The sequence below is a fragment of the Pseudonocardia lutea genome, assembly GCF_042658055.1.
GTDB classification, from domain to species: Bacteria; Actinomycetota; Actinomycetes; order Mycobacteriales; family Pseudonocardiaceae; genus Pseudonocardia; species Pseudonocardia lutea.
On the sequence record NZ_JBHSQK010000031.1, the window covers coordinates 13,421 to 38,580 of the forward strand.

Below are 25,160 nucleotides of genomic sequence, written 5' to 3' on the forward strand. Positions count from 1 at the left end.
CGTGACGGAAGCACCGCCGCGCCCCGCGGCGACCGCGCCGCGCCTCGTCGGCACGTCCGTGCCGCGCAAGGAGGACCTGGCCCTGCTCACGGGCACCGCTCGGTTCGTCGACGACATCCGGTTGCCCGGGATGGTGCACGCGCGGATCCTCCGCAGCGAGGTGGCCCACGCCAGGGTCCGCTCGGTGGACACCGCGCCGGCGCTGGAGGTGCCGGGCGTCCTCGACGCCCTGGCCGGCGCCGAGCTCGTCGGCAAGGTCAAGCCGTGGGGCGACCTCATGCAGGACCTGCTGGTCGGCGATCACTTCCCGTTCGCCACCGACAAGGTCCTCTACCAGGGCCAGGAGCTCGCCGCGGTCGTCGCCGAGACGAAGTACCAGGCGTGGGACGGCTGCGAGGCCGTGCGCGTGGACCTCGAGGAGCTCCCGGCGGTCGTCGACCCGGAGGCGGCGATCGGCCCGGACGCGCCGCTCGTCCAGGAGCAGATCGTCTACGAGTTCGGCGAGGGCAACGTCTTCGACCGCTACAAGGTGCGGATCGGCGACTTCGCAGCCGCCGAGGCCGGGGCGGTCGTCGTCGTCCGGCAGCGGTTCGCCACCAACAAGCAGGCCGGGGCGGCCCTCGACCCGCACGGGTGCGTGGCCGACTACGACTCCTTCACCGGCGTGCTCACGCTGTACTCGTCCACCCAGTCGATCTACATGGTCCGCGACGTGCTCGCCGACGTCCTGCAGATCCCACGGACGAAGGTCCGGGTCGTGGTGCCCGACGTCGGTGCGGGGTTCGGCTCGAAGGCGCAGATCTTCGGGCACGAGGTGATCGCCTCGCTGTTCTCGATGCGCCTGGGCCGCCCGGTGAAGCTCGTGCTCACCCGGGGCGAGATCTTCCGGTCCGGCACCACCCGCAACTCCCAGGTCCGCTACGCCGAGCTGGCCATGGCCGCCGACGGCGAGATCACCGGCTACCGGGACTACGTCGTGCACAACACCGGGGCGATGTCCGTGTGGGGCAACCAGGTCGTGCACATCGGCACGAACGTCGGGATGCTGCCGTACCCGATCCCGAACATCCACGTCGACTCCGACATCGTGCACACCACGACGGCCCCGGGCGGCCCGCTGCGCGGCTTCGGGATCCCGCAGGCGATCTGGGCCAAGGAGCAGCTCGTCGACATGGCCGCACGCGAGCTGGGCCTCGACCCGCTCGCCGTCCGGGAGCGGAACGTGATCGACCCGGCGGAGTTCCCCTTCCGGACGCCGATGGGACACGTGATCGACTCGACCTCGATCAAGCAGTGCCTGCAGGCGTGCGCCGAGGCCGTCGACTGGTCGGCGCCGCGCGCGCCGTACGAGGGCAAGGGCCTGGCGGTGTCGATGAAGTACACCAGCTGTCGGCACCCGTCCCTGGACACCGACCTCTCCGCCGTGCGGCTCCGCCTCGAGACCGACGGCACCGTCACGATCTACTCCAGCGACGTCAGCCACGGGCAGAGCCACGCGACCATGCTGGCGCAGATCGTCGCGGACGGGATCGGCGTCGGCATCGAGAAGGTCAGCCTCGCGCCGCCGGACAGCATGACGGCCCCGTTCGGGTTGGGTACCTACGCCTCGCGCGGGGCGGCGGTGCTGGGCACGGCCTGCCGGCTTGCCACCGAGCGGCTGCGGGACAAGATCCTCACGATCGCCGCGCACGTCCTCGAGGTCGCCCCGCAGGACCTGGACACCGGGAACGACCGCGTGTTCGTCAAGGGCCTGCCGGACAGTGGGATCTACCTGGAGATCATCGCGGCGACCGCGGCCTACCGCACGCACCAGCTGCCGCCCGGGTTCGAGCCGACGCTGGAGACCGTCGCCACCTACGACACGCCCACCGAGCGCGAGGGCGCGGACGGCTCCGGGAACCTCAGCGTGACCTACTCGGGTGCCGCGCACGCGGCGCACGTGCGCGTGGACCCGGGCACCGGCCGGATCACCGTGGTGGACTACGCGATGGTCCACGACACCGGGACGGTGATCAACCCGCTGGTCGTCGAGGGTCAGCACCACGGCGGCTTCGCGATGGGGCTGGGCATGGCGATCTCCGAGGACTACGTCTACGACGAGCGCGGCCGCCAGCTCAACGCCTCCTTCAAGGACTACCTGGCCGTGACCGCCCCTGACGTCCCGGAGCTGACGAAGACGGCCGAGATCCCTGCGCCGTCCACCATGATCCCCGGCGGGCAGAAGGGCGCGGGGGAGTCCGGCACCGGGCCCGTCCCCGCGGCGATCGGCAACGCCGTGTTCGACGCCACCGGGGTCCGGTTCACCGTCCTGCCGATCACCCCGCAGCGCATGCTCACCGCCCTGCGGGAGAAGGAGCGGCAGGGCGTCGACGCGATCCGCTACCCGGACGACATGCCCGACTTCACCGGCCCGCGGGAGCACTCGGCCTGGCCGCGGCCGACGGCGTCCGACGGTGGGGACTTCGACTTCGACTGGGAGGACGAGGACTGATGCGCCCGTTCACCTGGCTCGCCCCGGACACCACCGCTGAGGCCGTCGCGCTGCTGCGCGAGCACGCGCCGGGCGCGCGGGTGATCGCGGGCGGGCAGAGCCTGCTGCTGGCGATGAAGGACCGGACAGCCGGTCCCTCGCACCTGGTGTCCCTGGGGGGCATCGCGGACCTGGCGGGCCTGACCAGCGCCGAGGACGGCTCCCTGGTCGTCGGAGCCGCCACGACCTACGCGGTGCTGGCCCGCACCGCGCTGCCCGGCTGGCACGAGGTGCTCGCCGACGTCGCGGGCGACCTCGCCGACCGGCCCGTCCGTAACAGGGGGACGATCGGCGGCGCGCTCTGCACGGCCGACCCGCGCTACGACCTCCCCGCGTTCGCGGTCGGGGTCGGCGCCACCCTCCGGGTGTCCCGAGCGGGCGGCGACCGGACGCTGCCGGCCGAGGAGTTCGTCCGGGGCGCCGGGGAGACCGCCCTCGGGCCCGACGAGATCCTCACGGCGGTCGTGCTCCCGCCGCTGCCGACCTGGGACGTCGTGGTGTTCGAGAAGTTCCGGCACCGCGTGTTCGACGCGGCGATCGTGTCCGTCACGTGCGCCCTCCGGCAAGGAGCGGGCTCGCCGGCGGCGGCCCGGGTGACGATCGGCGGCGCCACCGGCGCACCGGTGACCGCCCCCGGCGCCGCTCGCCTCCTCGCCGGCGCCCCGTCCGGCGAGAAGGCCGGGAACGGCGCGACCTCCGTCGGGGACGGCATCGGGGACGCGGCCGCCGAGGAGGTCCTGCCCGGCGGTGGCCCCGACGAGACGTCCCGCTACCAGTACGAGCTGATCCGCACACTCGTCTCCCGCGCCGCCGCGCGCGCCCTCACCGACCCGGGAAGTGCCTGATGCAGAAGGTCAGCCTCACCGTCAACGGCCGCGAGGTCACCGCCGAGATCGACGAGCGGACCCTGCTGCTCGAGTTCGTCCGCGACGTCGCCGGGCTCACCGGCACTCACAACGGCTGCCTGGAGGCCCGCTGCGGATGCTGCGCGGTCGAGGTCGACGGCGACGTGGTCAAGTCCTGCAACGTCCTCGCCCTCCAGGTCGACGGCGCCGAGGTCACCACGATCGAGGGCCTCGCCCCGCAGCGGCTGGCGCCGGTCGACCACGTCACGACGCAGAGCCTCGCGGGGATGTACCGCCCGCTCGAGGCTGTCCGCGGTACCCCCGAGGACCTGCACCCCGTGCAGGCGGCCTTCCACCGCTGCCACGCCGTGCAGTGCGGCTTCTGCACCCCCGGCATGGTCATGGTGCTGAAGGACTACCTGGAGGAGAACCCTGACCCCACACGAGACGACGTCCGCCGGGCCATCGCGGGCAACCTCTGCCGCTGCACGGGCTACCAGCACATCGTCGACGCCGCGATGGAGGCGGCGGCCGAGATGCGGGAGGCGTCCGCTCCGGCGCCGGAGGCCCCGGTGGCCGTCGCCGGTGAGTGACGCGCTGCGTCCCGCGGATCCGGCCGGCGGCCGGGACGCTGCGGACCCCGTGGGGACACTGGTCGAGGCGCTGGCCGGAACGGGCTACGTCGCCGACCGCTCCCTGGCGGTCGTCCTCCATCTCGCCGGGTCGCTCGAGCTCCCGGTCCTGCTCGAGGGTGAGCCGGGCGTGGGGAAGACCGCGGTCGCGGAGGCCCTCGCGGAGGCGACGGGCGCCCGGCTGGTGCGGCTGCAGTGCTACGACGGACTCGCGGCGCACCATGCGCTGTACGAGTGGGACTACGCCCGGCAGCTGCTGGCCATCCGAATGGCCGAGGCGCGGGGAGCGGTTGGCCGGGACGGCGTCGGCCCGTCCGGTGCCGATCGGGGCGGAGCCGCCGATCTGCGGGCGGAGGTGTTCGCGCCCGAGTTCCTGCTGCGGCGGCCGCTGCTGGAGGCGATCGACCCGCCCGACGGGCGCCCGGTCGTGCTGCTCGTGGACGAGGTCGACCGGGCCGACGAGGAGTTCGAGGCGCTGCTGCTGGAGGTGCTCGGGCAGTTCCAGGTCACCGTGCCCGAGCTCGGCACGATCGTCGCCGCGCGGCGACCGCGGGTGGTGCTCACCGCCAACCGCACCCGGGCGCTGTCGGACGCGCTGCGCCGTCGGTGCCTCTACCACTGGTTGCCCTATCCGACCCGCGACCGTGAGGTGGAGATCGTCGCCGCCCGGCTGCCGGGGGCGGCGGAGGACCTGGTGCGGAGGGCATGCGAGCTGGTCGACCACATCCGGAACGGCGGGTTCCGCAAGACCCCCGGGGTGTCCGAGACCGTCGACTGGGTCCGCGCCCTGACCCTGGTCGGCGGGGTGCTCGACGCCGCGACCGTGCGCGAGACCGCCGGCTGCCTGTTCAAGGACGCCGAGGACCTGATCCGCGTGCAGGGACCGGACGGCCGTCGGCTGCTGCGGGAAGCGGGTGTCGCATGACCGGCACGGGCACGGGCACGGGCACTGGCACCGCCGCGGCGGGGGACCTCCGCACACCGACCGCCCACGGCAACGCCCGGCAGGCGCACCTGAGCCGGGCCCGCGTGGCCCGGCTGCGGCGCACCGGGCGGCCCGCCGAGGACGTCGTCCTGTTCGCGGAGCTGCTGCGCACGTGCGGGGCGATGGTGCCGGGCGGGGCCCCGGCGCGTGCCGTCCGCGCGCTCGGTGAGGTCGCGCTGCACCGCCGGGACGACGTCCGGGACGCGCTGCGCGCCACGCTGGCGTCCGACCGGGCGTCGGCGCGGCTGTTCGATCTGGTCTTCCCGGTGTTCTGGAGCGCGGCGGACATCCTCGCCACGACCGCGGATCCGAACGCCGAGCCCGCACCGGGAGCACCGTCCGCGCCGGGCACGGGCGAGCGGCAGGATTCCGGTGCGGACGGCGACGCTCGCCGGGACGCCCGCCGCTCCCCGCGCCCGGCGGCGAGCCGGCGGCGCGGTCCGTCCGCGGCCGTCGCCGGGCTCGACGAGCGGGAGATCGACGACCAGGTACGGCGGATCGTCCGCGCGCTCGCCCGCGCCTCCGGGCGCCGGCGCCGCACCGCGCCCACGGGGGACCTCGTGGACCTGCGGGCCAGCCTGCGCCGCGGCCTGCGCTCGGGGGAGCTGGTCGAACTGCTGCACACGCGGCCGCGCCCGCGACGGACACGGATCGCCGTGCTGTGCGACGTCAGCTCCTCGATGGCCGGGGTCACCGGGCTGTTCCTGAGCGTCGCGCACGCGCTGGCCCGCCGGACCCGGCTCGTCGAGCTGGGCGTCTTCCACGTCGAGCTCACCCTGGTCGGCGCGCAGTTCCGCCGGCACCCGCGGGCGGTCGCGTTGCGGCGCCTGCACGCGCAGGGCGACGCGCTGTCCGGCGGCACCCGCATCGGGCACTGCCTGCGTGCCTTCCTCGACGCCGTCGAGCCGACGCTCACTCCGGAGACCGTCGCGCTCGTGCTGTCGGACGGCTGGGACGTCGGCGAGCCCGACCTGCTCGCCGGGCAGATGCGCCGATTGCGCGAGCGTGTCGGCCGGGTCGTCTGGTGCGACCCCCACGCGGCCGCGACGGGCTTCGCTCCGCAGGTGCGCGGGTTGCGCGCCGCCCTGCCCTTCGTCGACGACCACCTGGACCTCTCCGGCCCGGCCGCCCTGCGTGCCGTGGCCGACCACCTCGACCGCCACCCCCACCCCCGGAGGACCGCATGACCACCCCGACCGCCGTCCGCGAGGAACTGACCGTGCCGGGCTCGCCGCCCGCGGTCTCGCACTACACCGATGCCGTCCGCTTCGGAGACCTGCTGTTCGTCTCCGGCATGGTCGCCTTGTCCGAGCAGGGCGAGGTCGTCGGCGCGGGCGACGTGACGGCCCAGGCCCGGTACGTCCACGAGCTGCTCGGCGCCGTCTTCGCGCACGTCGGTGCCACGTTCGCCGACGTGCTCAAGGTGACCGTCTACCTGACCGACATCGCGGACCGCCAGGCGGTCAACGAGGTCCGCAAGGAGTTCTTCGGCGCGGCGAAGCCCGCCTCGACGCTGGTCCAGGTCTCGGCGCTCGTGGTGCCCGAACTACTCGTGGAGATCGAGGCCGTCGTCGGGATCCCGACCGGGAGCGCCGCGTGACCGCCTTCCGGAGACTGGGACCCGCGGGTGCGGAGCGCCCGGTCGTCGAGGTCGACGGCACCATCTACGACCTCACCCCGTTGACCTCGGACATCGACGGCGCGTTCCTGGCCGGCGGCGGTCTCGCGCGTGCGCGTGCTGCCGCGCGGGCCGGGGAGCTGCCGTTGCTGGACGTCGTCACGCCGCAGAACGTGCGAATCGGCCCGCCGGTCGCCCGTCCGCAGGCGATCCTGTGCATCGGTCAGAACTACGCCGCGCACGCCGCGGAGTCCGGGAGCCCGGTGCCCGAGCACCCGATCCTCTTCCTCAAGCACCCCAACACCCTCGTGGGTCCGGACGACGACGTCGTCCTGCCCCGGGGTTCGACGCGGGGCGACTGGGAGGTCGAGCTCGCTGTGGTGATCGGGTCCCGGGCGTGGGACTGCGCCACGGACGAGGAGGCGCTCGGACACGTCGCGGGCTATGCCCTCGGCAACGACGTCTCCGAACGCGAGCACCAGTTCGAGCTGTCCGGCGGCCAATGGTCCACCGGCAAGACCTTCCCGACGTTCTGCCCCCTCGGTCCGGATCTGGTGCCCGCCGACGAGATCGACCCGCAGGACCTGCGCCTCCGCTCCTGGGTCAACGGTGAACCGCGGCAAGACTCGACGACCAAGGACATGGTCTTCCCGGTCGGGACACTGGTCCGCGTGCTCTCCACGCGGATGGTGCTCGAGCCGGGCGACGTCGTGCTCACCGGGACGCCGGAGGGTGTGGCGCTCTCCGGCCGGTTCCCCTACCTGACCCGCGGCGACATCATGGAACTGGAGATCGACGGACTGGGCCGGCAGCGCCAGCGCGTCCGCTGACCCTGGCCCGGCCCGCCGGGTCAGCCCTTCGGCTTCAGGCTCGCGCCCGCGTCGGAGACGAGGGTGGTGCCCGTGATGTGCTCCGCGCCCTCGTCGCAGAGGAAGACGACGGCGACGGCGATGTCCTCGGGTGTGCCCGCCCGGCGCAGCGGTGTCGTCTTCTCCACCCGTCCGACCAGCTCCTCGTACCGCTCCTGGCCGAGGGGCCCGGAGAACCAGCGGGTGCCGATGAAGCCGGGGACCACGGCGTTGACCCGGATCTCGGGGGCGAGCGCCCGGGACAGCGAGACGGTGAGGGTGTTCAGCGCGCCCTTCGAGGCGGCGTAGGCGATCGAGGAGCCCTCGCCGTCGAGGCTGCTGGTGGAGGACACGTTGACCACGGCCCCGTAGCCGACCTCCCGCATGTGCGGGACGACGGCGCGGGTCATCTGGTACGTGCCGATCACGTTCGTGCGGTAGATCGCCTCGAAGTCCTCGGCGGTGAGCCCGTCGAGGTCGGAGTGGGGGACGATCCGGGTGCGGCCGGCGTTGTTGACCAGCACGTCGATGCGGCCCCAGCGCTGCGCGACCTCGGCGGCGACGGCCCGGCAGGCCGCGTCGTCGCCGACGTCGCCGCGCAGGGCGACCGCGTCGACGCCGAGCGCGCGGCACTGCTCCGCCGTGGCCTCGGCCTCGTCCGCGCTGCGGGAGTAGGTGATCGCGACGCGGGCGCCGCGGCCGGCCAGGCGGCGGGCGACCGCCGCGCCCAGACCGGTCGCGCCCCCGGTGACGACGGCGACCTTGCCGTCCATGCTGCCCATGCCAGGCAGCTTAACGACTGTTCAGCGGCGCGTCAGCCGAGCCGCTCGTAGATCACGGCCATGCCCTGCCCGCCGCCGACGCACATGGTCTCCAGGCCGATGCTCTTGTCCCTGGCGCGCAGGCCGTTGAGCAGGGTGGCGGTGATCCGGGCGCCGGTCATGCCGAACGGGTGGCCGACGGCGATGGCGCCGCCGTGCACGTTGAGCTTGTCGCCGAACGGGTCGATGCCCAGCTCGCGGGCCGAGGGGATGACCTGGGCGGCGAAGGCCTCGTTGATCTCGACGAGGTCGACGTCGTCGATGGTCATGCCGGCGCGGGCCAGCGCCTGCCTCGACGCCTCGACCGGGCCGAGCCCCATGATCTCGGGGGAGAGCCCGGTGACCCCGGTGGAGATGATCCGGGCCAGCGGCGTGATCCCGAGGTCGCGAGCCTTGGTGTCGGACATGACGATCAGGGCCGCGGCGCCGTCGTTGAGCGGGCAGCAGTTGCCGGCGGTGACGACCCCGTCGGGCCGGAAGACCGGCTTGAGCTGGGAGACCGCCTCGTAGGTGACGCCGGCGCGGGGGCCGTCGTCGGTGTCGACGACGGTGCCGTCGGGCAGGGTGACGGGCGCGATCTCGTCGGCGAAGAAGCCGTTCCTGATCGACTCCTCGGCGAGGTTCTGCGAGCGGACGCCGAAGCGGTCCATGTCCTCACGCGACACGCCCTTGGCGCGGGCGAGGTTCTCCGCGGTCTGGCCCATGGCGATGTAGACGTCCGGCAGGGTGCCGTCGAGCCGCGGGTCGGTCCAGGTGTCGGTGCCGGACTCGGCGGTGGCCGCGGTGCGGGCCTCGGCGTCGGCGAAGGCCGGATTGTGCGTGTTCGGCCAGGAGTCCGAGCTGCCCCTCTCGAAGCGCGACACGGTCTCGACGCCGGCGGAGACGAACACGTCGCCCTCGCCGGCCTTGATCGCGTGCAGCGCCATGCGGGTGGTCTGCACCGACGAGGAGCAGTACCGGGTGACCGTGGTGCCGGGCACGGTGTCCAGGCCGAGCAGCACGGACACGATGCGGCCCATGTTGTTGCCCTGCTCGCCGCCGGGCAGGCCGCAGCCCAGCATCAGGTCGTCGATCTCGGTCGGGTCGAGCGCGGGCACCTGGTCCAGGGCGGCGCGGACCATCTGGACGGTCAGGTCGTCCGGGCGCATGTCCTTCAGGGAGCCCTTGCGCGCACGGCCGATGGGGGAGCGGGCCGCCGCGACGATCACTGCCTCGGGCACGGGTGTCTCCTTCGCTGGAGGGCTGCTGCTGGTCTCGAGTGTGCACCCCGCCGGGACGCGGGGGTTACCGGTGGGTAGGGGATCACACGGGTTGTCCCGGTGCGCGCGGACGGCGAGGGTACGGGCCATGGACCGCCCACCCGTGATCGTCGAGGTCGCCGTGAACGGGGCCACCCCGCGCCGCGTGAACCCGCACGTGCCCCGCACCCCGCCCGAGATCACCGCGGAGGCCCTGACCTGTGCGCGGCTCGGCGCCACGATCCTGCACAACCACAACGACGAGCCGATGTTCACCGCGGACGGCGTGCACGCGGCCGAGCCCTACCGTGCCGCGTGGGGACCGGTGCGCGAGCGGTACCCCGACCTGCTGCTCTACCCGACGATGGCGGCCGGCGCCCGGGGCATCCCGGTCGAGCGCCGGTGGGCGCACGTCGCCGAGCTGGCCGCGCTCGGCGGCATGACGCTGATCGACCCGGGCTCGGTGAACGTGGGGCTGACGGTCGACGGCCGGTGCCCGGCCCCCGCGGCCGCCGAGCCCTACCAGAACTCGATCGCCGACACCGAGTACATGTGCGCGCGCACCCGCGAGCTGGGCGCGCTGCCGAGCTTCTCGATCTTCGAGCCCGGGTTCCTGCGCACGGTCGCCGCCCTGCAGCGCGCCGGGCGGCTCCCGGCGGGCGGCGTCGTCAAGCTCTACTTCGGCGGGAACCTGGAGTTCGGGCTGCCGCCGACCCCGGCCGCCCTCGACGCCTACCTGGAGCTGCTGCGGCCGACCGGCCTGCCCTGGTCGGTCGCGGTCCTCGGCGGCGACGTCGTGGAGTGCGGCCTCGCCGAGCGCGCGATCTCGCGGGGTGGGCACGTCCGCGTCGGGCTGGAGGACCACGCGGGCGACCGCCGGCCGTCGAACACCGAGCTGGTGGAGGAGCTGCTCGCGCTCCTCGACCGCCTCGGCGCCCGCCCGGCGACCGCCGCCGAGACCCACGCCCTCCTCACCCCGTGACCGCCCACCGCCCCCGGAGGGACGGCGGGCACCGACGACCGCGGCGGGCCGGCTACTTCGCGCGCAGGTCACGGAGCCGCTGCAGCTTCCCGACCGAGCGCTCCAGGGTGTCCGGGTCGACGACGTCGCACCGCACCGACACGCCGATGGTGTCCTTGACCGCCTTGACCAGCTCGGCCGCGGCCTCCGCCCGACGCTGAGCGGACGCGTCCGGCCGGGCCTCGACCCGCACGGTGAGCGCGTCCATCCGGCCCTGCGTGGTGAGCTCGAGCTGGAAGTGCGGCGCGAACCCCGGCGTGCGCAGCACGATCTCCTCGATCTGGGTGGGGAAGAGGTTCACCCCGCGCAGGATGATCATGTCGTCGCTGCGGCCGGTGATCTTCTCCATCCGCCGCATGGCGGGCCGCGCGGTGCCCGGCAGCAGCCGCGTCAGGTCCCGGGTGCGGTAGCGGACGATCGGCAGGGCCTGCTTGGTCAGCGAGGTGAAGACGAGCTCGCCCTCCTCGCCGTCGGCCAGCACGGTGCCGTCGAGCGGGTCGATGACCTCGGGGAGGAAGTGGTCCTCCCAGATGTGCAGCCCGTCCTTGGTCTCCACGCACTCCTGGGACACGCCGGGGCCCATGACCTCGGAGAGGCCGTAGATGTCGACCGCGTGCATGTCCATGCGGTCCTCGATCTCGGTGCGCATCTGCTCGGTCCAGGGCTCGGCGCCGAAGATCCCGATCCGCAGCGAGGTGGAGCGGGGGTCGACGCCCTGGCGCTCGAACTCGTCGAGCAGGGTGAGCATGTAGCTCGGGGTCAGCATGATGACGTCCGGCTCGAAGTCGCGGATGAGCTGGACCTGGCGTGGGGTCATGCCGCCGGAGACGGGGATGGCGGTGGCGCCGAGCTTCTCGATGCCGTAGTGCGCGCCGAGGCCGCCGGTGAACAGACCGTAGCCGTAGGCGTTGTGCACCTTGTGGCCCGGCCGGCCGCCGGCGGCCCGGATCGACCGGGCGACCAGCCCGGCCCAGGTGTCGATGTCCCGCTCGGTGTAGCCGACGACCGTGGGGCGGCCGGTGGTGCCCGACGACGCGTGGAGCCGCCGGACCTCTGACTGCGGCACCGCGAACAGGCCGAAGGGGTAGTTGTCGCGCAGGTCGGTCTTGCTGGTGGTCGGGAACTTGGCCAGGTCGGCGAGGTCCCTGCAGTCCTCGGGGTGGACGCCGGCGGCGTCGAAGGACCGGCGGTAGTGCGGCACGTTCTCGTAGGCGTGCCGCAGGGTCCACCGCAGCCGCTCCAGCTGCAGCGCCCGCAGCTCGTCCGTCGACATCCGCTCGGCCGGGTCGAGGGTCTGCGGGTCCGGCTCCTCGCCCAGCCGGCGGGCGGTGGTCGGGGTGCTCACTGACCGGTCTCCTTCTGCGCGGCTTTCTGGGCGGCGTCCTTCTTGGCGACGAGGGTGAGGACGTCGTAGCGGGCGACGGACTGGCCGTCCTGGCGGGTGACGTCGGCGTCCCAGCGGACCTCGCCGTAGCCGGCGGACTCGCGCGGGGTGAGCTGCTTGCAGGTCAGGGTCACGGTGAGCTCGTCGCCGAACTTGACGGGGGTGAGGAAGCGCAGGTCGTCGACGCCGAAGTTGGCCAGCACCGGGCCGGGGTCGGGGTCGACGAACAACCCCGCGGCCAGGGAGACGATCAGGTAGCCGTGCGCGACGCGCTCGCCGAACAGCGGGTTCGCCGCGGCGGCCTCGGCGTCCATGTGCGCGTAGAAGGTGTCCCCGGTGAACTCGGCGAAGTGCTCGACATCCTCCTGGGTGACCCGGCGCGGACCGGCGACGAGGGTGTCGCCGGGCTCGAGCTCCTCGAGGTGCTTGCGGAAGGGGTGCACGTCCGTCCTCCGGCGCTCCGCGCCGGCGACCCAGCGGCCGGTGATCGCGGCGAGGGTGTCCGGGTCGGCCTGGATCGCGGTGCGCTGCATGTGGTGCAGGACCCCGCGGATGCCGCCCATCTCCTCCCCGCCGCCGGCGCGGCCGGGCCCGCCGTGGACGAGCTGGGGCAGCGGGGAGCCGTGGCCGGTGGACTCCTTCGCGTCCTTGCCGTTCAGGACCAGGAGCCGGCCGTGGAACGCGGCGGTGCCGAGGACGACCTCGCGGGCGAAGGCGGGATCGGCGGTCACGACCGAGCCGACGAGGCTGCCCCGGCCGCGGGCGGCGTGGTCGATCAGCTGCGCCGTCGACTCGTAGGGGAGGATCGTCGAGACCGGGCCGAAGGCCTCGACCTCGTGCGGCTCGGCCCGTTCCGGGTCGCCGACCAACAGGATCGGGGAGACGAACGCGCCGCGGTCGGCGTCGGCGTCGACCACCTCGACCGACTCCGGGTCGCCGAACACGATCCGGCCCGCGTCGGCGAGCGCCTTCACGCTGCGGCGGACCTCCTCGCGCTGGTCCAGCGACGCCAGGGCGCCCATGCGGACGTCCGGGTTGGCGGGGTTGCCGATCACGGTCCTCGCGAGCCCGGCCGTGACGGCCTCGACGACGGCGTCGACCTGCGCGGCGGGGACGAAGGCGCGGCGGATGGCGGTGCACTTCTGCCCGGCCTTGACCGTCATCTCCGTGACCACGCCCTTGACGAACAGGTCGAACTCCTCCGTGCCCGGGGTGGCGTCCGGCCCGAGGGCGGAGAGGTTCAGCGAGTCCGCCTCGGCCGAGAACCGGACGGCGTGGCGCACGATCGCCGGGTGGGTGCGCAGGGTCTGCGCGGTGCTGGCCGATCCGGTGAAGGAGACGAGGTCCTGGCCGGTGAGGTGGTCGAAGGTGTCGCCGAGCGAGCCGGCGACGAACTGCAGCGTGCCGGCGGGCAGGATCCCGGAGTCGACGACGAGCTCGACGAGCCTCGCGGTGAGGAACGCCGTCGGGCTGGCCGGCTTGACCAGTGACGGCACGCCGGCGAGGAAGGCCGGCGCGAGCTTCTCCAGCGGTCCCCAGACCGGGAAGTTGAACGCGTTGACCTGGACCGCGACCCCGTGCAGCGGGACGCAGAGGTGCTGGCCGAGGAAGGTGCCGCCGCGCCCGAGCGGCTCGACGGCACCGTCGACGTGGACCGTGTCGTTGGGCAGCTCGCGCTTGGCCTTGGAGGCGTAGGCGAGCAGCACCCCGATCCCGCCGTCGACGTCGAACTTCGAGTCGCCGAGGGTGGCGCCGGTCCGTGCGGAGAGGGCGTAGAGCTCGTCGCGGTGCTCGCGCAGGTGCTGCCCGAGCGCCTTGAGCAGGGCGGCGCGCTGGTGGAAGGTCAGTTCGCGCAGCGCCGGTCCGCCGGTCTCCCGCCCGTAGCGCAGGGCCGCGCCGAAGTCGACGCCGGCCGAGGAGATCCGGGCGATCTCCTCCCCGGTCACGGCGTCGTGCAGCGGACGGCCCTCGTCGGAGGGCGTGTGCCAGCCACCGCAGACGTGGCTGCGCAGGACCGGGATGCTCACGGGCGGTCTCCTCGTCGTCGGGAAGCCGGTGCGGCCGCCGCGGGGCACTCGATCTCGCGGCGAACGATCGTTCGGTTGCCGGGAGACGCTAGCATGACCGCGTGCAGACGAACAGTGGTGCGGCCGAACCCGACGGCCCGGCGGTCCTCGTCACCGCCGACGAGAAGGACCCGGCCGTCGCGATCGTCACGCTGAACCGGCCGCGGAAGCGCAACTCGCTGACCGTGGAGGTCAAGGAGGCGCTGCTCGAGGCGCTGCAGCGGGTGGGGGAGGACACCGCCGTCCGCGCCGTGGTGCTGACCGGGACCGGCAGGTCCTTCTGCGTCGGGCAGGACCTCGGCGAGCACGTCGAGTCGCTGCGGGGCGACGCCTCGACCTCCTTCGACACCGTCGAGAAGCACTACAACCCGATCGTTCGGGCGATCGCGACGATGCCGAAGCCCGTCGTCTGCGCGATCAACGGGGGTGCGGTCGGCGCGGGCCTCGGCTTCGCGCTCGCCTGCGACCTGCGCGTCGCAGCGGAGGGCGCCACCTTCGCCACGGCCTTCGCCGCCATCGGGCTCACCGCGGACTCCGGGCTCTCCGCCAGCCTGGTGCACTCACTCGGCGCGGCCCGGGCGACCGAGCTGCTGCTGCTCGGCGAGTCCTTCGACGCGTCGCAGGCGCTGGCGTCCGGGCTGGTCAGGGCCGTGGTGCCGGCCGAGGAGGTGCTCGGCGCGGGGCTCGAGCTGGCCCGCCGGCTCGCCGCCGGTCCCACCCTCGCCTACGCCGAGATCAAGAAGGCGGTCGCGATCGGTGCGGTCTCCTCGCTCGACACCGTGCTGGCGAACGAGGGCGAGGGCCAGGCCCGGCTCGGCGTGACCCGCGACCACCGCGAGGCCGTCGAGGCGTTCCTGGAGAAGCGCAAGCCCGTGTTCGAGGGCCGATGACCGCCGCGCCGTCGGAGCCGCCCACCCCGTCGGGCCCCCCGCCGCGCACCCGCCGCGCGCGGGGCGCCGCCGGTGCGCGCCGGCCGGTGTACGACGCCTCCTCCCTGCTCGCGGTGGCCGTGCAGGAGTTCAACACCCGCGGCTACGACGCGACCTCGATGGAGGACCTCTCGCGCGCCGCGGGCATCACCAAGTCCTCCTTCTATCACCACGTGAGCGGCAAGGAGGACCTGCTGCGGGCCGCGCTGAGCCGGGCGCTCGACGGCCTGTTCGGGATCCTCGAGGAGCCCGCCGCCCAGGAGGGCACGGCCCTGGACCGGCTGCGGCACATCATCTACCGGCAGGTCGAGGTGCTCACCTCCGAGCTGCCGTACGTCACGCTGCTGCTGCGGGTGCGGGGCAACACCGAGACCGAGCGGTGGGCGCTGGCGCGGCGGCGCGCGTTCGACGCGTCGATCGCCTCGCTGGTCGCCGAGGCCGTGGCCGACGGCGAGGTCCGGGCCGGGGTGGAGCCCTCGCTCGCCGCCCGCCTGCTCTCCGGCACGGTCAACTCGATCATCGAGTGGTACCGGCCCGGGCGGCCGGGGTCCGAGTCGTTGCCGGGCGAGGTCGTCCGGATCGTCTCCGAGGGGATCATCCCGCCCGCCTGAGCTCCGGATTCGCGGTGCAGGAGCTCCCGACTCGCGGTGCGGGAGCTCGCGGCTCGCGGAAGCCGGGGGCCCGGCGCGGCGGGGCGGGCCGACCCGCGGTTGCGTTCATGGCACCCGTGCGCCATCATCAGACGAACGAACATTCGGTACGGAGGTTCCCGATGACGGTGACCGACCAGCCCGGCGCGGAGCTGGAGGCGGGGTTCGACCGGCTGATCGAGGCCGATCAGCGGATCGAGCCGCGGGACTGGATGCCCGAGGCCTACCGCAAGACGTTGATCCGGCAGATCGCGCAGCACGCGCACTCCGAGATCATCGGCATGCAGCCCGAGGGGAACTGGATCACCCGGGCCCCGTCGCTGCGGCGCAAGGCGATCCTGCTGGCCAAGGTGCAGGACGAGGCCGGGCACGGGATGTACCTCTACGCCGCGGCCGAGACCCTCGGCGTGGACCGCGAGGAGCTGACCGAGAAGCTGATCTCGGCGAAGCAGAAGTACTCCTCGATCTTCAACTACCCGACGCTGACCTACGCCGACGTGGGCGTGATCGGCTGGCTGGTCGACGGCGCCGCGATCTGCAACCAGGTCCCGCTGTGCCGCTGCTCCTACGGGCCGTACGCGCGGGCGATGATCCGGATCTGCAAGGAGGAGTCGTTCCACCAGCGGCAGGGCTACGAGCTGCTGCTGGCCATGGTGAACGGCACGCCGGAGCAGAAGGCCATGGTCCAGGAGTCCGTGAACCGCTGGTGGTGGCCGTCGCTGATGATGTTCGGCCCGCCGGACGGGGACTCGCCGAACACCCGGCAGTCCATGGCGTGGGGCATCAAGCGGCACACCAACGACGAGCTGCGCCAGCGGTTCGTGGACATGACCGTCCCGCAGGCCGAGGCCCTGGGCGTCACGTTGCCGGACCCGAACCTGGTGTGGAACGCCGAGCGGCAGGCGCACGACTACGGCGAGCCGGACTGGAGCGAGTTCAAGGCCGTCATCTCCGGGGCCGGTCCGACCAACGCGCAGCGGCTGGCGCACCGCCGCCGGGCGCACGAGAACGGCGCCTGGGTGCGCGAGGCCGCCCGGGCCTACGCGGACAAGCACACGAAGAAGCACGCGGACGAGCAGGCGACGAGGCAGGGAGTGCCGGCGTGATCCCCAGCGACGAGACCCCCGGCGAGGCCGGTGAGGTCGACGAGGTCGGCGAGGTGACCGCGGAGGGCGGCCACGGCGCCGTCCCCACCACCGGGGTGCCGACCGGTGAGGGCGTGAAGCGGCGCGACTGGCCGCTCTACGAGGTGTTCGTGCGCGGCAAGCGCGGCCTCAACCACGTGCACGTCGGCTCGCTGCACGCCGCCGACGCCGAGATGGCGCTGCACAACGCCCGCGACCTCTACACCCGGCGCAACGAGGGCGTGTCGATCTGGGTGGTGCGGGCGGAGGACATCACCGCCTCGAGCCCGACCGAGAAGGACCCCTTCTTCGCCCCGGCCGCCGACAAGGTCTACCGGCACCCGACCTTCTACGCGATCCCCGAGGAGGTGCCGCACCTGTGAGTGGGCGTGCGAGCGAACCGTTGACACAGCGTCCCGGCGAAGCGTCGGCCGAGCACGGCGAGGCCGGACGATGAGCCCGCACGCGATGGAGGAGGACGCGACCAACGCCTACCAGTCGCTGTCGGAGACCACCGGGCACGACGACCCTCGCTGGGCCTTCGGCACCGGGATCGTCGAGGAGGAGGGCGCCGAGATCACCTCGCCGGCGCCGGAGGGCGTCGACCCGGCCGACCTGGCCGCCTACTGCCTGATGCTCGGCGACGACGCGCTGGTCCTGCAGCACCGGCTCTCCGAGTGGGTCGCGAACGCGCCGGAGCTGGAGGAGGAGGTCGCGCTGGCCAACGTCGCGCTCGACCTGCTCGGCCAGGCGCGCGTGCTGCTCGCCCGCGCCGGGCACCTCGGCGCCCGCCCCGCGGCCGGGGCGCCGGCGGAGTGGACGGACGAGGACGCCCTCGCGTACCTGCGGTCCGAGGCCGAGTTCCGCAACGTCCGGCTCGTCGAGCCCACGGACTCGCTCGACTTCGCGCACTGCGTGGCCCGGTTGCTGCTGTTCGCGAGCTGGCGGCTGGCCGTGCTGCACCGGCTGCAGGACTCGGCGGACCCGGTGGTCGCGGCCGTCGCGGCCAAGGGCGTCAAGGAGCTGACCTACCACCGCGACTACGCGGCGCGGTGGGTCGTCCGGCTCGGCGACGGCACCCCGCTCTCGCACGAACGCATGCAGACCGCCCTCGACGCCGTCTGGCCGTACCTGGAGGAGCTCTTCCGCACCTCGGAGGTCGAGCGCCGGCTCGCCGGGCAGGGGGTCGCGGTCGATCCCGCGACCGTGCGCGAGGAGGTCGACGCCGTGCTCGACCAGGTGATCGGCACGGCGACGCTGCGCCGCCCGGAGATCCCGGGAGCCGGCACGATCGGCGGTGCCGCGGGGCGCGAGGGCGTGCACACCGAGAAGCTCGGGCACGTCCTGGCCGAGCTGCAGAGCCTGGCGCGTCAGCACCCGGGGGCGACGTGGTGACGGGGCTGCGGGAGCGCACCGCGCGGGCCGTCGTCGCGGAGGTCGTCGACCCCGAGATGCCGATGCTCACGCTCGCGGACCTCGGCGTGGTCCGGGCCGTCGACGAGACGGCCGACGGCGTGACCGTGACGCTGACGCCGACCTACTCGGGCTGCCCCGCCGTCGAGGTCATGCAGGCCGACGTCCGCGCGGCGCTGACCGCCGCCGGGTACCGGGACGTGCAGGTCCGCACGGTGTTCTCGCCGGCCTGGAGCACGGACTGGATCTCCGACGCCGGCCGCCGCAAGCTGGCCGAGGCGGGGATCGCGCCGCCCGGGCCGGCCCCGCGCGCGGCGGCCGGACCCGTCCCGCTGACGCTCGCCCCGCCGTCGTCGCAGGTCCGGTGCCCGCGCTGCGGCTCGCCGGCGACCGAGGAGTTCTCCCGCTTCGGCCCCACGCCCTGCACCGCGCTGCGCCGGTGCCCGGAGTGCCGCGAGCCGTTCGAGCACATGAAGGAGATCTGAGTGAGCACCGCGACGGACGCCCGCAACACCACCCGGGGCACCGACACGGAGGTCGTCGCCCCGCGGACCGCCGGCTTCCACACGCTCACGGTCGGCGCGGTCGAGCGGCTGTGCGACGACGCCGTGGCCGTCACCTTCGCCGTGCCCGAGGACCTTCGCGACACCTACGCCTTCCGGCCCGGCCAGTACCTCACGCTGCGGCGGGGGGAGGAGCGGCGCTCGTACTCGATCTGCGCCCCGGCCGGTGCGGCCCCGCGGGTCGGCGTCCGGCGCGTCGACGGCGGGCTGTTCTCCGAGTGGCTGGTCGACCGCGTGCAGCCGGGCGACGAGATCGAGGTCGGGCCGCCGTCCGGGAGCTTCACCCCGGAGCTGGCGGCCGGCACGCACCACGGGTTGATCGCCGCGGGTTCGGGGATCACGCCCGTGCTGTCCATCGCCGCCTCGCTGCTGGCCGCGCACCCGGACACCCGGGTCACCCTGCTCTACGGCAACCGCCGCACGGACACGGTGATGTTCACCGAGGAGATCGCCGACCTCAAGAACCTCCACGGCCCGCGGCTGCACCTGCTCACCGTGCTGTCCCGGGAGCCCACCGAGGCGGACATCTTCTCCGGCCGGCTCGACGCGGACCGGATCCGCACGCTGCTCGGCGGGCTGGTGGACGTCGAGGGCGTGGACCACTGGTGGCTCTGCGGGCCGCTGGGCATGACCGAGGACGCGGTCGCGGTGCTGACCGAGTTCGGCGTCGACCGCAAGCGGGTCCACCGCGAGCTGTTCTACGTCGACGAGCCGCCGCCCGAGCTGCACCGCCCCGACGACGCCCCCACCGGCGAGACCGCCCAGGTCACGGTGGTGCTCAACGGCCGCTCCACCGAGCTGACCCTGCCTCGCGACGAGTCGGTGCTCGACGCCGCCCAGCGCGTCCGCGGCGACCTCCCGTTCGCCTGCAAGGGCGGGGTCTGCGGGACGTGCCGGGCGAAGGTCACCGAGGGCGAGGTCACCATGCGCCGCAACTACGCGCTGGAGGACGAGGAGGTCGACGCCGGCTTCGTGCTGACCTGCCAGACCCTCCCGGTCTCGGAGCGGGTCACCGTCGACTACGACGTCTGAGGCGTCCGCTCACCGGGCGACCACGCGGACCGTCCCCAGCTGCGGGTCGGCCGGGTCCGGCAGCACCATCCCGGCCGGCAGGCCCGTGGCCAGGTAGTCGACGACCTCGCCGGTGATCCGCTCGCCGGGCAGGAGCACGGGGATCCCCGGCGGGTACGGCGTGACCTGCTCGGCGCAGATCCGGCCCTCGGCCTCGTGGAGCGGGACGTCCTCCAGCCGGGCGAAGAAGGCGTCGCGGGGGAGCATCACCGCCTCGGTCTCCAGGGCCTCCGGGCTCGGCAGGTCGACCGGCGCCGGCGTCGGCAGCCCTTCCGCGGCCCGGGCCAGCGCCGAGAGGGCCTCCAGCAGGACTCCGGCGGTCTCCGCGTCGTCGGCGAGCGAGAGCTGCGCCTCGATCCGGCGGTGGTCGGACAGCCCGACGTCCACCGCCCGGTGCGCGCGCAGCCAGTCCGCGGCCTGGTAGCCGCTGATCCCCAGCTCGTGCAGGTCGACGAGGACCTTGAGCTCGTCGAGCTCGTGCGAGGCCTCCTTGCCGATGAGCTGGTCGCGCAGCGGCGTCAGCCCGGGGAGCGCGGCGACCTGCTCACGCACGTCGTCGGCGAGGTCGAGCGCGCGGCCGAGCAGCTCGTGGCCGTGCTCGACCATCTGCCGCCGCCAGCCGTCCATCCCCGCCCACAGCAGCACGTTGGGGCTGGTGGTCGAGAGCATGTCGGCGCAGGCGGCCAGGAAGGTCGGGTCGATCAGCTCGCCCTGCTGGTGGAACACCGAGCCCTGCTCCAGCCCGGCGCCCATCTTGTGGATGCTGACCACGCACAGGTCCGCGCCCGCGTCCATCGCCCAGGTCGGCAGCCGCTCGTGGAAGGGCAGGTGGGCACCCCAGGCCTCGTCGACGAGCAGCGGGAGCCCGCGCGCGTGGCACAGCTCGGCGATCCCGGCGATGTCCGCGCAGGTGCCGTACGGGGTCGGGCTGGTGACGAGCACCCCGGCGACGTCGGAGTCCCGGTCGAGGGCCCGCTCGACGTCGGCGGGCGAGGGCGGGTGCGCCAGGTGCTGCTCGGTGTCGTAGCGGGGGTGGATCCACACCGGCTGCAGACCCGAGAGCACCAGGCCGGAGATCACGGACTTGTGGGCGTCCCGCCCGACGAGCAGGCGCCCGTGCCGGCCGGCCACCGCCAGCATCGCGCTCTTGACCGACAGGGAGCTGCCGCAGGTGGAGAAGAAGGCGTTGTCGGCGCCGACGGCGTCGGCCATCAGCTCCTGGGCCCGGGAGATGATGCCGGAGGACGAGGCCCGGTCGTCGAGCCCGCTGGACGCCAGCACGTCGGCGCGGAAGACCGCCTCGCCGAGCACCTCCCGCACCCGGGGATCGGCGCCGCGGCCCTGCTTGTGACCGGGCGGGGTGAAGGGCGTGTGCCGCTCCCGGTGGTACGCCTCGAGCGCCTCCAGCACCGGTGCCTGCGCGTGGTCCACCCGGCATCGACCTCCGTCCGTGCGCGTCCCGCCGCCGTCCGGCGGCCTCAGGTCCTACCCGGACCCCTGGGTCGCGAAACGGGGGCGACCCCGGATGCGGATCCGGGGCCGCACCGGGACGGGCTCAGGGCAGGGCGGCCACCCAGGCGGCCAGGCGTGCGACGTTGTCGGCGTTGCGGCCCTGGTCGACGAGGGTGAACGGGACCAGCGGGCGGCTGCGCAGCACGACGCGCGCGGCCGGTCCCTGCGGGAGCACCTCGATCTCGACCCGCTCGCCCCAGCTGCGCCAGGAGACACCGGTCCGCAGCAGGGCCCGGCTGCCGTCGACGGCCGCCAGCCGGGCGCCGGGCAGCAGGGCGGCGGCCTCCGCGACCCGGGCGAGCACCTCCGGCCCGGGGACCGCGGCGCGCACCGCTCCCTGCGCGACCACCCCGGCCACACCGGTCCGCTGCGCCGCCCGGTCCTGCAGGTGGCCGAGGACCAGTGCCATGACCAGGCCGAACAGGGCTCCGGCCACGACCGACGCGCCGGCCAGGATCGCGTAGGCCGCGGGTCCGGCGTCGGCGACCGGACCGTCCTGCACCGCGACGATCACGCCCCAGAACAGGCCGAACGGCACGCCGGTGGCCAGGGCGAGCCGCAGGCGGCCCGGTGGCCGCGCGGCTCCTGCGGCGTGGTGCTGGGACACGGGTTCCTCCCCCCGACGGACCCGCTGCTGCGGGTGCTGCCGAGAAGGGTCGGGGTCCGCGGCCCGCGCGGGGAGGGAGCGGGCCCCCGAGGCACCGGGGGACAACCCCCGCCCGGGTCAGGGGGACCACTCCGTCACCTCGGGTATCTGCCCCAATGTCCCCGGCCTCTCCCCAGAGCATTCTCGTTCCCGTCGAACCGCACGAACGGCGGACGACGAACCGGGGGAACGCAGCACCGACGCTGCACGATGGGGGGAGGCCGCAATGCCGATCGTGAGTGGTCCGCAGGAATACACGGAGGAGCGCCTGTTCGTCGACCTGCGCTCCGTGGTCGGGCACGAGCTCTACCTCAAGTGCGAGGGCTTCAACTTCGCCGGCTCCGTGAAGCTCAAGGCCGCGGCGTCGATGATCGAGGCCGCCGAGCGGGCGGGGGAGATCGGCCCGGGCTCGACGCTCGTCGAGTCGTCGTCCGGCAACCTGGGCGTGGCGCTCAGCATCATCGCCGCCAACAAGGGCTACCGCTTCATCTGCGTCACCGACATCCGCTGCAACGCCGCCACCATCGCGCTGATGGAGGCCATGGGCACGGACGTCCGCGTGATCCGCGAGGCCGGCCCCGAGGGCTTCCTCGGCGCACGCCAGGCGTACGTGCGGGCCGTCCTCGCCGCCGACCCGGCCGCGCACTGCCTGAACCAGTACAGCAACCCCAACAGCTGGAAGGCGCACTTCCGCACCACCGCGCCGGCCATCGCCGAGGAGTTCCCGCAGCTCGACGTCCTGTTCGTCGGGGCGGGCACCACCGGCACGCTGATGGGCTGCGCCCGCTGGTTCCGCCAGTACCGGCCGGACGTGCACGTGGTCGCCGTCGACGCCGTCGGCTCGGTGACCTTCGGCCAGCCCTCCGGGCGTCGGATGATCCCCGGCCTGGGCACCAGCGTCGTGCCGGACATCTTCGACCGGTCCTACATCGACGACGTCGTGTTCGTCGAGGAGCCGGACGCGATCGCCATGTGCCACCGGATCGCCAGAAAGGGCTTTCTCTTCGGCGGCTCGACGGGCACGGTGGTCAGCGGCGCGAAGGCCTGGCTGGACCAGAACTCGGCCGGGCACCTCACGTCGGTAACGCTCGCCCCCGACCTGGGCGAGCGCTACCTGGAGACGCTGTACCGGGCCGAGTGGGTCCGGGACAACTTCGGCGACGACGTGCTCGCCGCCGAGCCGGCCGACGAGAGCCTGGTGGCCTGAGTCATGACGATGTCGGAAGCCGGCGACCGCACCGACGCGGCGCCGGTCCCGCTCTCGGAGCTGGTCCTGGTGGACCGGCACGAGGCGCAGGGCTGGCGCGTGCGCCGGCACGAGCGCCTCGACTCGGTGTTCGAGGAGCGGTGCGACTGGATCCGGGAGTACGGCCGGGCGGGCCAGCTCGCCGTGGACGGCGTGGGGATCGCGCTGACCTACGACGAGCTGGACGCCCGGGCCAACCGGCTCGCCCGCTTCCTCCGCCTGCACGGGGCGGAGGCGGGCGACCGGGTCGCCCTGCTGTTCGACGACCGGGTGGAGACCTACACCGCCCTGCTCGCGGTGCTCAAGATCGGCGCCACCTGCGTGCCGCTCGACCCGGCCGCCCCGGCCGAGCGGCTCGGGTACGTCGTCGCCGACTCCGCGGCCCGGCTCGTCCTCACGCGCGCGCACCTGCGCGGGCGGGTCGGCGTCGCCGGGGCGCTGCCGGCCGGGACCGAGGTCCTCGCGGTCGACGACGCCGCCGCCCTGATCGCCGAGCTGAACCCGCAGCGGCTGCAGCCGGCCGAGCGCGGCGAACCCGCCGACCGGCCCGCGTACGTCGTGTACGTACCCGGCCCCGCCGGCTGGTCCGAGCGGGTCGAGGTGGACCACCGCAGCATCTGCAACGTCGTCCGCGTCGCCTCCGAGTCCTTCGGCGTCCGCGGGCACCGCCTCTACCAGTGGCGCGCCCTGTTCTCCGGCGGCGGCATCGAGGAGGTGTGGATGGCCTGGGCGGCCGGCGCCACCCTGGTGCCCGCCCCCGACGGCCCGCTCCGCACCGGCCACGCCCTCCACGACGAGCTCACCGACAGGCGGGTCACCGCGCTGTGCACCACGCCCTCGGTGCTGGCCACGCTGGAGCAGGACCTCGCCGAGCTGCGGTTCCTCCTCGTGACCGGCGAGGCCTGCCCGCAGGGGCTGGTCGCGCGCTGGCACCGGCCCGGCCGCCGGTTCCTGGTCGCCTACGTGCCGCCCGGCGCCACCGTCACCGCGACCTGGACCGAGGCGCACCCGGACAAGCCGGTGACGATCGGCGTCCCGCTGCCGACCTACGCGACCGTGGTGCTCGACCCCGACACCCCGCGGCGGGCGCTGCGGCACGGCGAGACCGGCGAGATCGGCGTGGCCGGGCTGGGCCTGGCCTGCGGCTACCCGGACCCGTCCGGCGACGCGTTCGTCGAGGACTTCCTCGGCATCCCCGGCAACCCGTCCGGCCGGATCTACCGGACCGGCGACCTCGGCCGCGTCGACGACGCGCACGAGATCGAGTTCCGCGGCCGCATCGCGCTCCAGGTGCGCGTGCACGGCGAGCGCGTCGACCTCACCGCGATCGAGTCGGTGATGCTGGCGGTCCCGGGCGTCGCGTCGGCCGTCGTGGCCGCTTCCGAACCGGGCTCCGGCGACGCCGAGCTGGTCGGCTTCTACACGCTGCGCGCCGACAGCCCGGGCGTGACCGAGCGGGAGATCGGGTCGTGGCTGCGCGAGCGGCTGGCGTCGGACCACGTGCCGGCCCGCCTGGAGCGGCTCGACGTCCTGCCGCTGACCGCCGACGGGCGGGTGGACCGGGCCGCCCTGCCGCTGCGCGGGGGCGAGATGACCCGGCTGCGCGCCGAGAACGCGCGGCTGCAGGAGCAGCTCTCCCGGCTGCACCCGGAGGGCACCGGCGGACCCGAGGCGCCGTCCCCGGCCCCGCGGCCCTCGCCGAGGCCGAGGCCGAGGCCTGCGCCGGCGTCGGAGGAGCCCGCGCCGGAGCCCGGGCCGGAGCCCGCGCCGCAGCCCGGCATCCTGACGCTCGACCAGATCCTGGGGACGACCCCCGCGGCGTCCTCGACGCCACCCGCACCACCCGCACCACCGGCACCCCCGGCACCCCCGGCTCCGGCGACCCGGCGGCCCGCGCCGTACCCGCGGCCGGCCACCTCGCCGCCCGCGCGGCCCACGCCCTTCCCGCGTCCGGCCGGTCCCGCGTCCACGCCCGCGCCGCGCCCGGCGGCACCGGCGCCCACCCCCTTCCCGCGCTC

At 74.1% G+C, this 25,160-nt stretch carries 23 protein-coding genes; 17 read left to right on the plus strand and 6 right to left on the minus strand.

Features of this window, described 5'->3' with window-relative positions; genetic code table 11:
- The first annotated feature begins 1 nt into the window (after nucleotide 1).
- The 7 genes from ACFQH9_RS13590 to ACFQH9_RS13620 are packed head-to-tail and all read left to right on the plus strand — an operon-like array spanning nucleotide 2 to nucleotide 7,440.
- A complete protein-coding gene (locus ACFQH9_RS13590; protein WP_379566400.1) occupies nucleotides 2-2,491 on the plus strand; it encodes a xanthine dehydrogenase family protein molybdopterin-binding subunit in 2,490 nt (829 codons plus the stop codon).
- Nucleotides 2,491-3,375 carry an FAD binding domain-containing protein gene (locus tag ACFQH9_RS13595; RefSeq protein ID WP_379566401.1) on the plus strand — a complete coding sequence of 295 codons (885 nt, stop codon included), beginning with the start codon at nucleotides 2,491-2,493 and terminating at the stop codon, nucleotides 3,373-3,375. Before ACFQH9_RS13590 ends, ACFQH9_RS13595 begins: the two co-directional genes overlap by 1 nt.
- Nucleotides 3,375-3,968 carry a (2Fe-2S)-binding protein gene (locus tag ACFQH9_RS13600; RefSeq protein WP_379566402.1) on the plus strand — a complete coding sequence of 198 codons (594 nt, stop codon included), beginning with the start codon at nucleotides 3,375-3,377 and terminating at the stop codon, nucleotides 3,966-3,968. The genes ACFQH9_RS13595 and ACFQH9_RS13600 overlap by 1 nt, the downstream gene beginning before the upstream one ends.
- A 49-nt stretch (nucleotides 3,969-4,017) precedes the next feature.
- Nucleotides 4,018-4,932, plus strand: a complete 915-nt coding sequence (locus tag ACFQH9_RS13605) for an AAA family ATPase (RefSeq protein WP_379566403.1) — start codon at nucleotides 4,018-4,020, stop codon at nucleotides 4,930-4,932.
- On the plus strand, nucleotides 4,929-6,179 hold the full coding sequence (locus ACFQH9_RS13610) for a vWA domain-containing protein (protein WP_379566404.1): 1,251 nt from the start codon (nucleotides 4,929-4,931) through the stop codon (nucleotides 6,177-6,179). Before ACFQH9_RS13605 ends, ACFQH9_RS13610 begins: the two co-directional genes overlap by 4 nt.
- Nucleotides 6,176-6,592: a RidA family protein gene (locus tag ACFQH9_RS13615; RefSeq protein ID WP_379566405.1), complete on the plus strand. Its 417-nt coding sequence runs from the start codon at nucleotides 6,176-6,178 to the stop codon at nucleotides 6,590-6,592. The genes ACFQH9_RS13610 and ACFQH9_RS13615 overlap by 4 nt, the downstream gene beginning before the upstream one ends.
- Complete coding sequence (locus tag ACFQH9_RS13620; RefSeq protein WP_379566406.1) at nucleotides 6,589-7,440, plus strand: fumarylacetoacetate hydrolase family protein; 852 nt, start codon at nucleotides 6,589-6,591, stop codon at nucleotides 7,438-7,440. The genes ACFQH9_RS13615 and ACFQH9_RS13620 overlap by 4 nt, the downstream gene beginning before the upstream one ends.
- A gap of 20 nt (nucleotides 7,441-7,460) precedes the next feature.
- Here the strand turns inward: ACFQH9_RS13620 and ACFQH9_RS13625 are convergent, their stop codons facing one another.
- Both ACFQH9_RS13625 and ACFQH9_RS13630 read right to left on the minus strand, forming a co-directional pair.
- Complete coding sequence (locus ACFQH9_RS13625) at nucleotides 7,461-8,240, minus strand: SDR family NAD(P)-dependent oxidoreductase (RefSeq protein WP_379566407.1); 780 nt, start codon at nucleotides 8,238-8,240, stop codon at nucleotides 7,461-7,463.
- Nucleotides 8,241-8,272: 32 nt separating this feature from the next.
- The gene (locus ACFQH9_RS13630) at nucleotides 8,273-9,499 is read right to left on the minus strand and encodes an acetyl-CoA C-acetyltransferase (protein ID WP_379566408.1); all 1,227 of its coding nucleotides are present in this window, start codon (nucleotides 9,497-9,499) and stop codon (nucleotides 8,273-8,275) included.
- Nucleotides 9,500-9,626: 127 nt separating this feature from the next.
- Here ACFQH9_RS13630 and ACFQH9_RS13635 point away from each other — a divergent pair, with 127 nt between their 5' ends.
- A complete protein-coding gene (locus ACFQH9_RS13635; protein WP_379566409.1) occupies nucleotides 9,627-10,499 on the plus strand; it encodes a beta-keto acid cleavage family enzyme in 873 nt (290 codons plus the stop codon).
- A gap of 52 nt (nucleotides 10,500-10,551) precedes the next feature.
- Here ACFQH9_RS13635 and paaK read toward each other — a convergent pair whose 3' ends face one another.
- Nucleotides 10,552-11,811: a phenylacetate--CoA ligase PaaK gene (paaK, locus tag ACFQH9_RS13640; RefSeq protein ID WP_379566421.1), complete on the minus strand. Its 1,260-nt coding sequence runs from the start codon at nucleotides 11,809-11,811 to the stop codon at nucleotides 10,552-10,554.
- Between the two features lie 68 nt (nucleotides 11,812-11,879).
- On the minus strand, nucleotides 11,880-13,943 hold the full coding sequence (gene paaZ, locus ACFQH9_RS13645; RefSeq protein WP_379566422.1) for a phenylacetic acid degradation bifunctional protein PaaZ: 2,064 nt from the start codon (nucleotides 13,941-13,943) through the stop codon (nucleotides 11,880-11,882).
- A gap of 107 nt (nucleotides 13,944-14,050) precedes the next feature.
- Between paaZ and ACFQH9_RS13650 the strand changes: the two genes are divergently transcribed.
- The 7 genes from ACFQH9_RS13650 to paaE all read left to right on the plus strand — a co-directional run bounded on the left by ACFQH9_RS13650 (nucleotide 14,051) and on the right by paaE (nucleotide 19,699).
- Nucleotides 14,051-14,878 carry an enoyl-CoA hydratase/isomerase family protein gene (locus ACFQH9_RS13650; RefSeq protein ID WP_379566410.1) on the plus strand — a complete coding sequence of 276 codons (828 nt, stop codon included), beginning with the start codon at nucleotides 14,051-14,053 and terminating at the stop codon, nucleotides 14,876-14,878.
- Nucleotides 14,875-15,528 carry a TetR/AcrR family transcriptional regulator gene (locus ACFQH9_RS13655; RefSeq protein ID WP_379566411.1) on the plus strand — a complete coding sequence of 218 codons (654 nt, stop codon included), beginning with the start codon at nucleotides 14,875-14,877 and terminating at the stop codon, nucleotides 15,526-15,528. Before ACFQH9_RS13650 ends, ACFQH9_RS13655 begins: the two co-directional genes overlap by 4 nt.
- 161 nt (nucleotides 15,529-15,689) lie before the next feature.
- On the plus strand, nucleotides 15,690-16,673 hold the full coding sequence (gene paaA, locus ACFQH9_RS13660) for a 1,2-phenylacetyl-CoA epoxidase subunit PaaA (protein WP_379566412.1): 984 nt from the start codon (nucleotides 15,690-15,692) through the stop codon (nucleotides 16,671-16,673).
- Nucleotides 16,674-16,768: 95 nt separating this feature from the next.
- Nucleotides 16,769-17,074, plus strand: coding sequence for a 1,2-phenylacetyl-CoA epoxidase subunit PaaB (gene paaB, locus ACFQH9_RS13665; RefSeq protein ID WP_379566423.1), 306 nt, complete (start codon nucleotides 16,769-16,771; stop codon nucleotides 17,072-17,074).
- 70 nt (nucleotides 17,075-17,144) lie between these two features.
- Entirely contained in the window at nucleotides 17,145-18,086 is a 942-nt protein-coding gene (gene paaC, locus ACFQH9_RS13670) for a 1,2-phenylacetyl-CoA epoxidase subunit PaaC (protein WP_379566413.1), read from the plus strand.
- The gene (gene paaD, locus ACFQH9_RS13675) at nucleotides 18,080-18,589 is read left to right on the plus strand and encodes a 1,2-phenylacetyl-CoA epoxidase subunit PaaD (protein ID WP_379566414.1); all 510 of its coding nucleotides are present in this window, start codon (nucleotides 18,080-18,082) and stop codon (nucleotides 18,587-18,589) included. Before paaC ends, paaD begins: the two co-directional genes overlap by 7 nt.
- The gene (gene paaE / locus ACFQH9_RS13680; protein WP_379566415.1) at nucleotides 18,590-19,699 is read left to right on the plus strand and encodes a 1,2-phenylacetyl-CoA epoxidase subunit PaaE; all 1,110 of its coding nucleotides are present in this window, start codon (nucleotides 18,590-18,592) and stop codon (nucleotides 19,697-19,699) included.
- A gap of 9 nt (nucleotides 19,700-19,708) precedes the next feature.
- Here the strand turns inward: paaE and ACFQH9_RS13685 are convergent, their stop codons facing one another.
- Both ACFQH9_RS13685 and ACFQH9_RS13690 read right to left on the minus strand, forming a co-directional pair.
- On the minus strand, nucleotides 19,709-21,169 hold the full coding sequence (locus ACFQH9_RS13685; protein ID WP_379566417.1) for an aminotransferase class I/II-fold pyridoxal phosphate-dependent enzyme: 1,461 nt from the start codon (nucleotides 21,167-21,169) through the stop codon (nucleotides 19,709-19,711).
- 124 nt (nucleotides 21,170-21,293) lie between these two features.
- Complete coding sequence (locus ACFQH9_RS13690) at nucleotides 21,294-21,857, minus strand: hypothetical protein (protein WP_379566418.1); 564 nt, start codon at nucleotides 21,855-21,857, stop codon at nucleotides 21,294-21,296.
- A 265-nt stretch (nucleotides 21,858-22,122) separates the two neighbouring features.
- Here ACFQH9_RS13690 and sbnA point away from each other — a divergent pair, with 265 nt between their 5' ends.
- Nucleotides 22,123-23,103, plus strand: coding sequence for a 2,3-diaminopropionate biosynthesis protein SbnA (gene sbnA / locus ACFQH9_RS13695; protein WP_379566419.1), 981 nt, complete (start codon nucleotides 22,123-22,125; stop codon nucleotides 23,101-23,103).
- Nucleotides 23,104-23,106: 3 nt separating this feature from the next.
- A partial coding sequence (locus tag ACFQH9_RS13700; RefSeq protein ID WP_379566420.1) for an AMP-binding protein occupies nucleotides 23,107-25,160 on the plus strand: 2,054 nt, incomplete at its 3' end.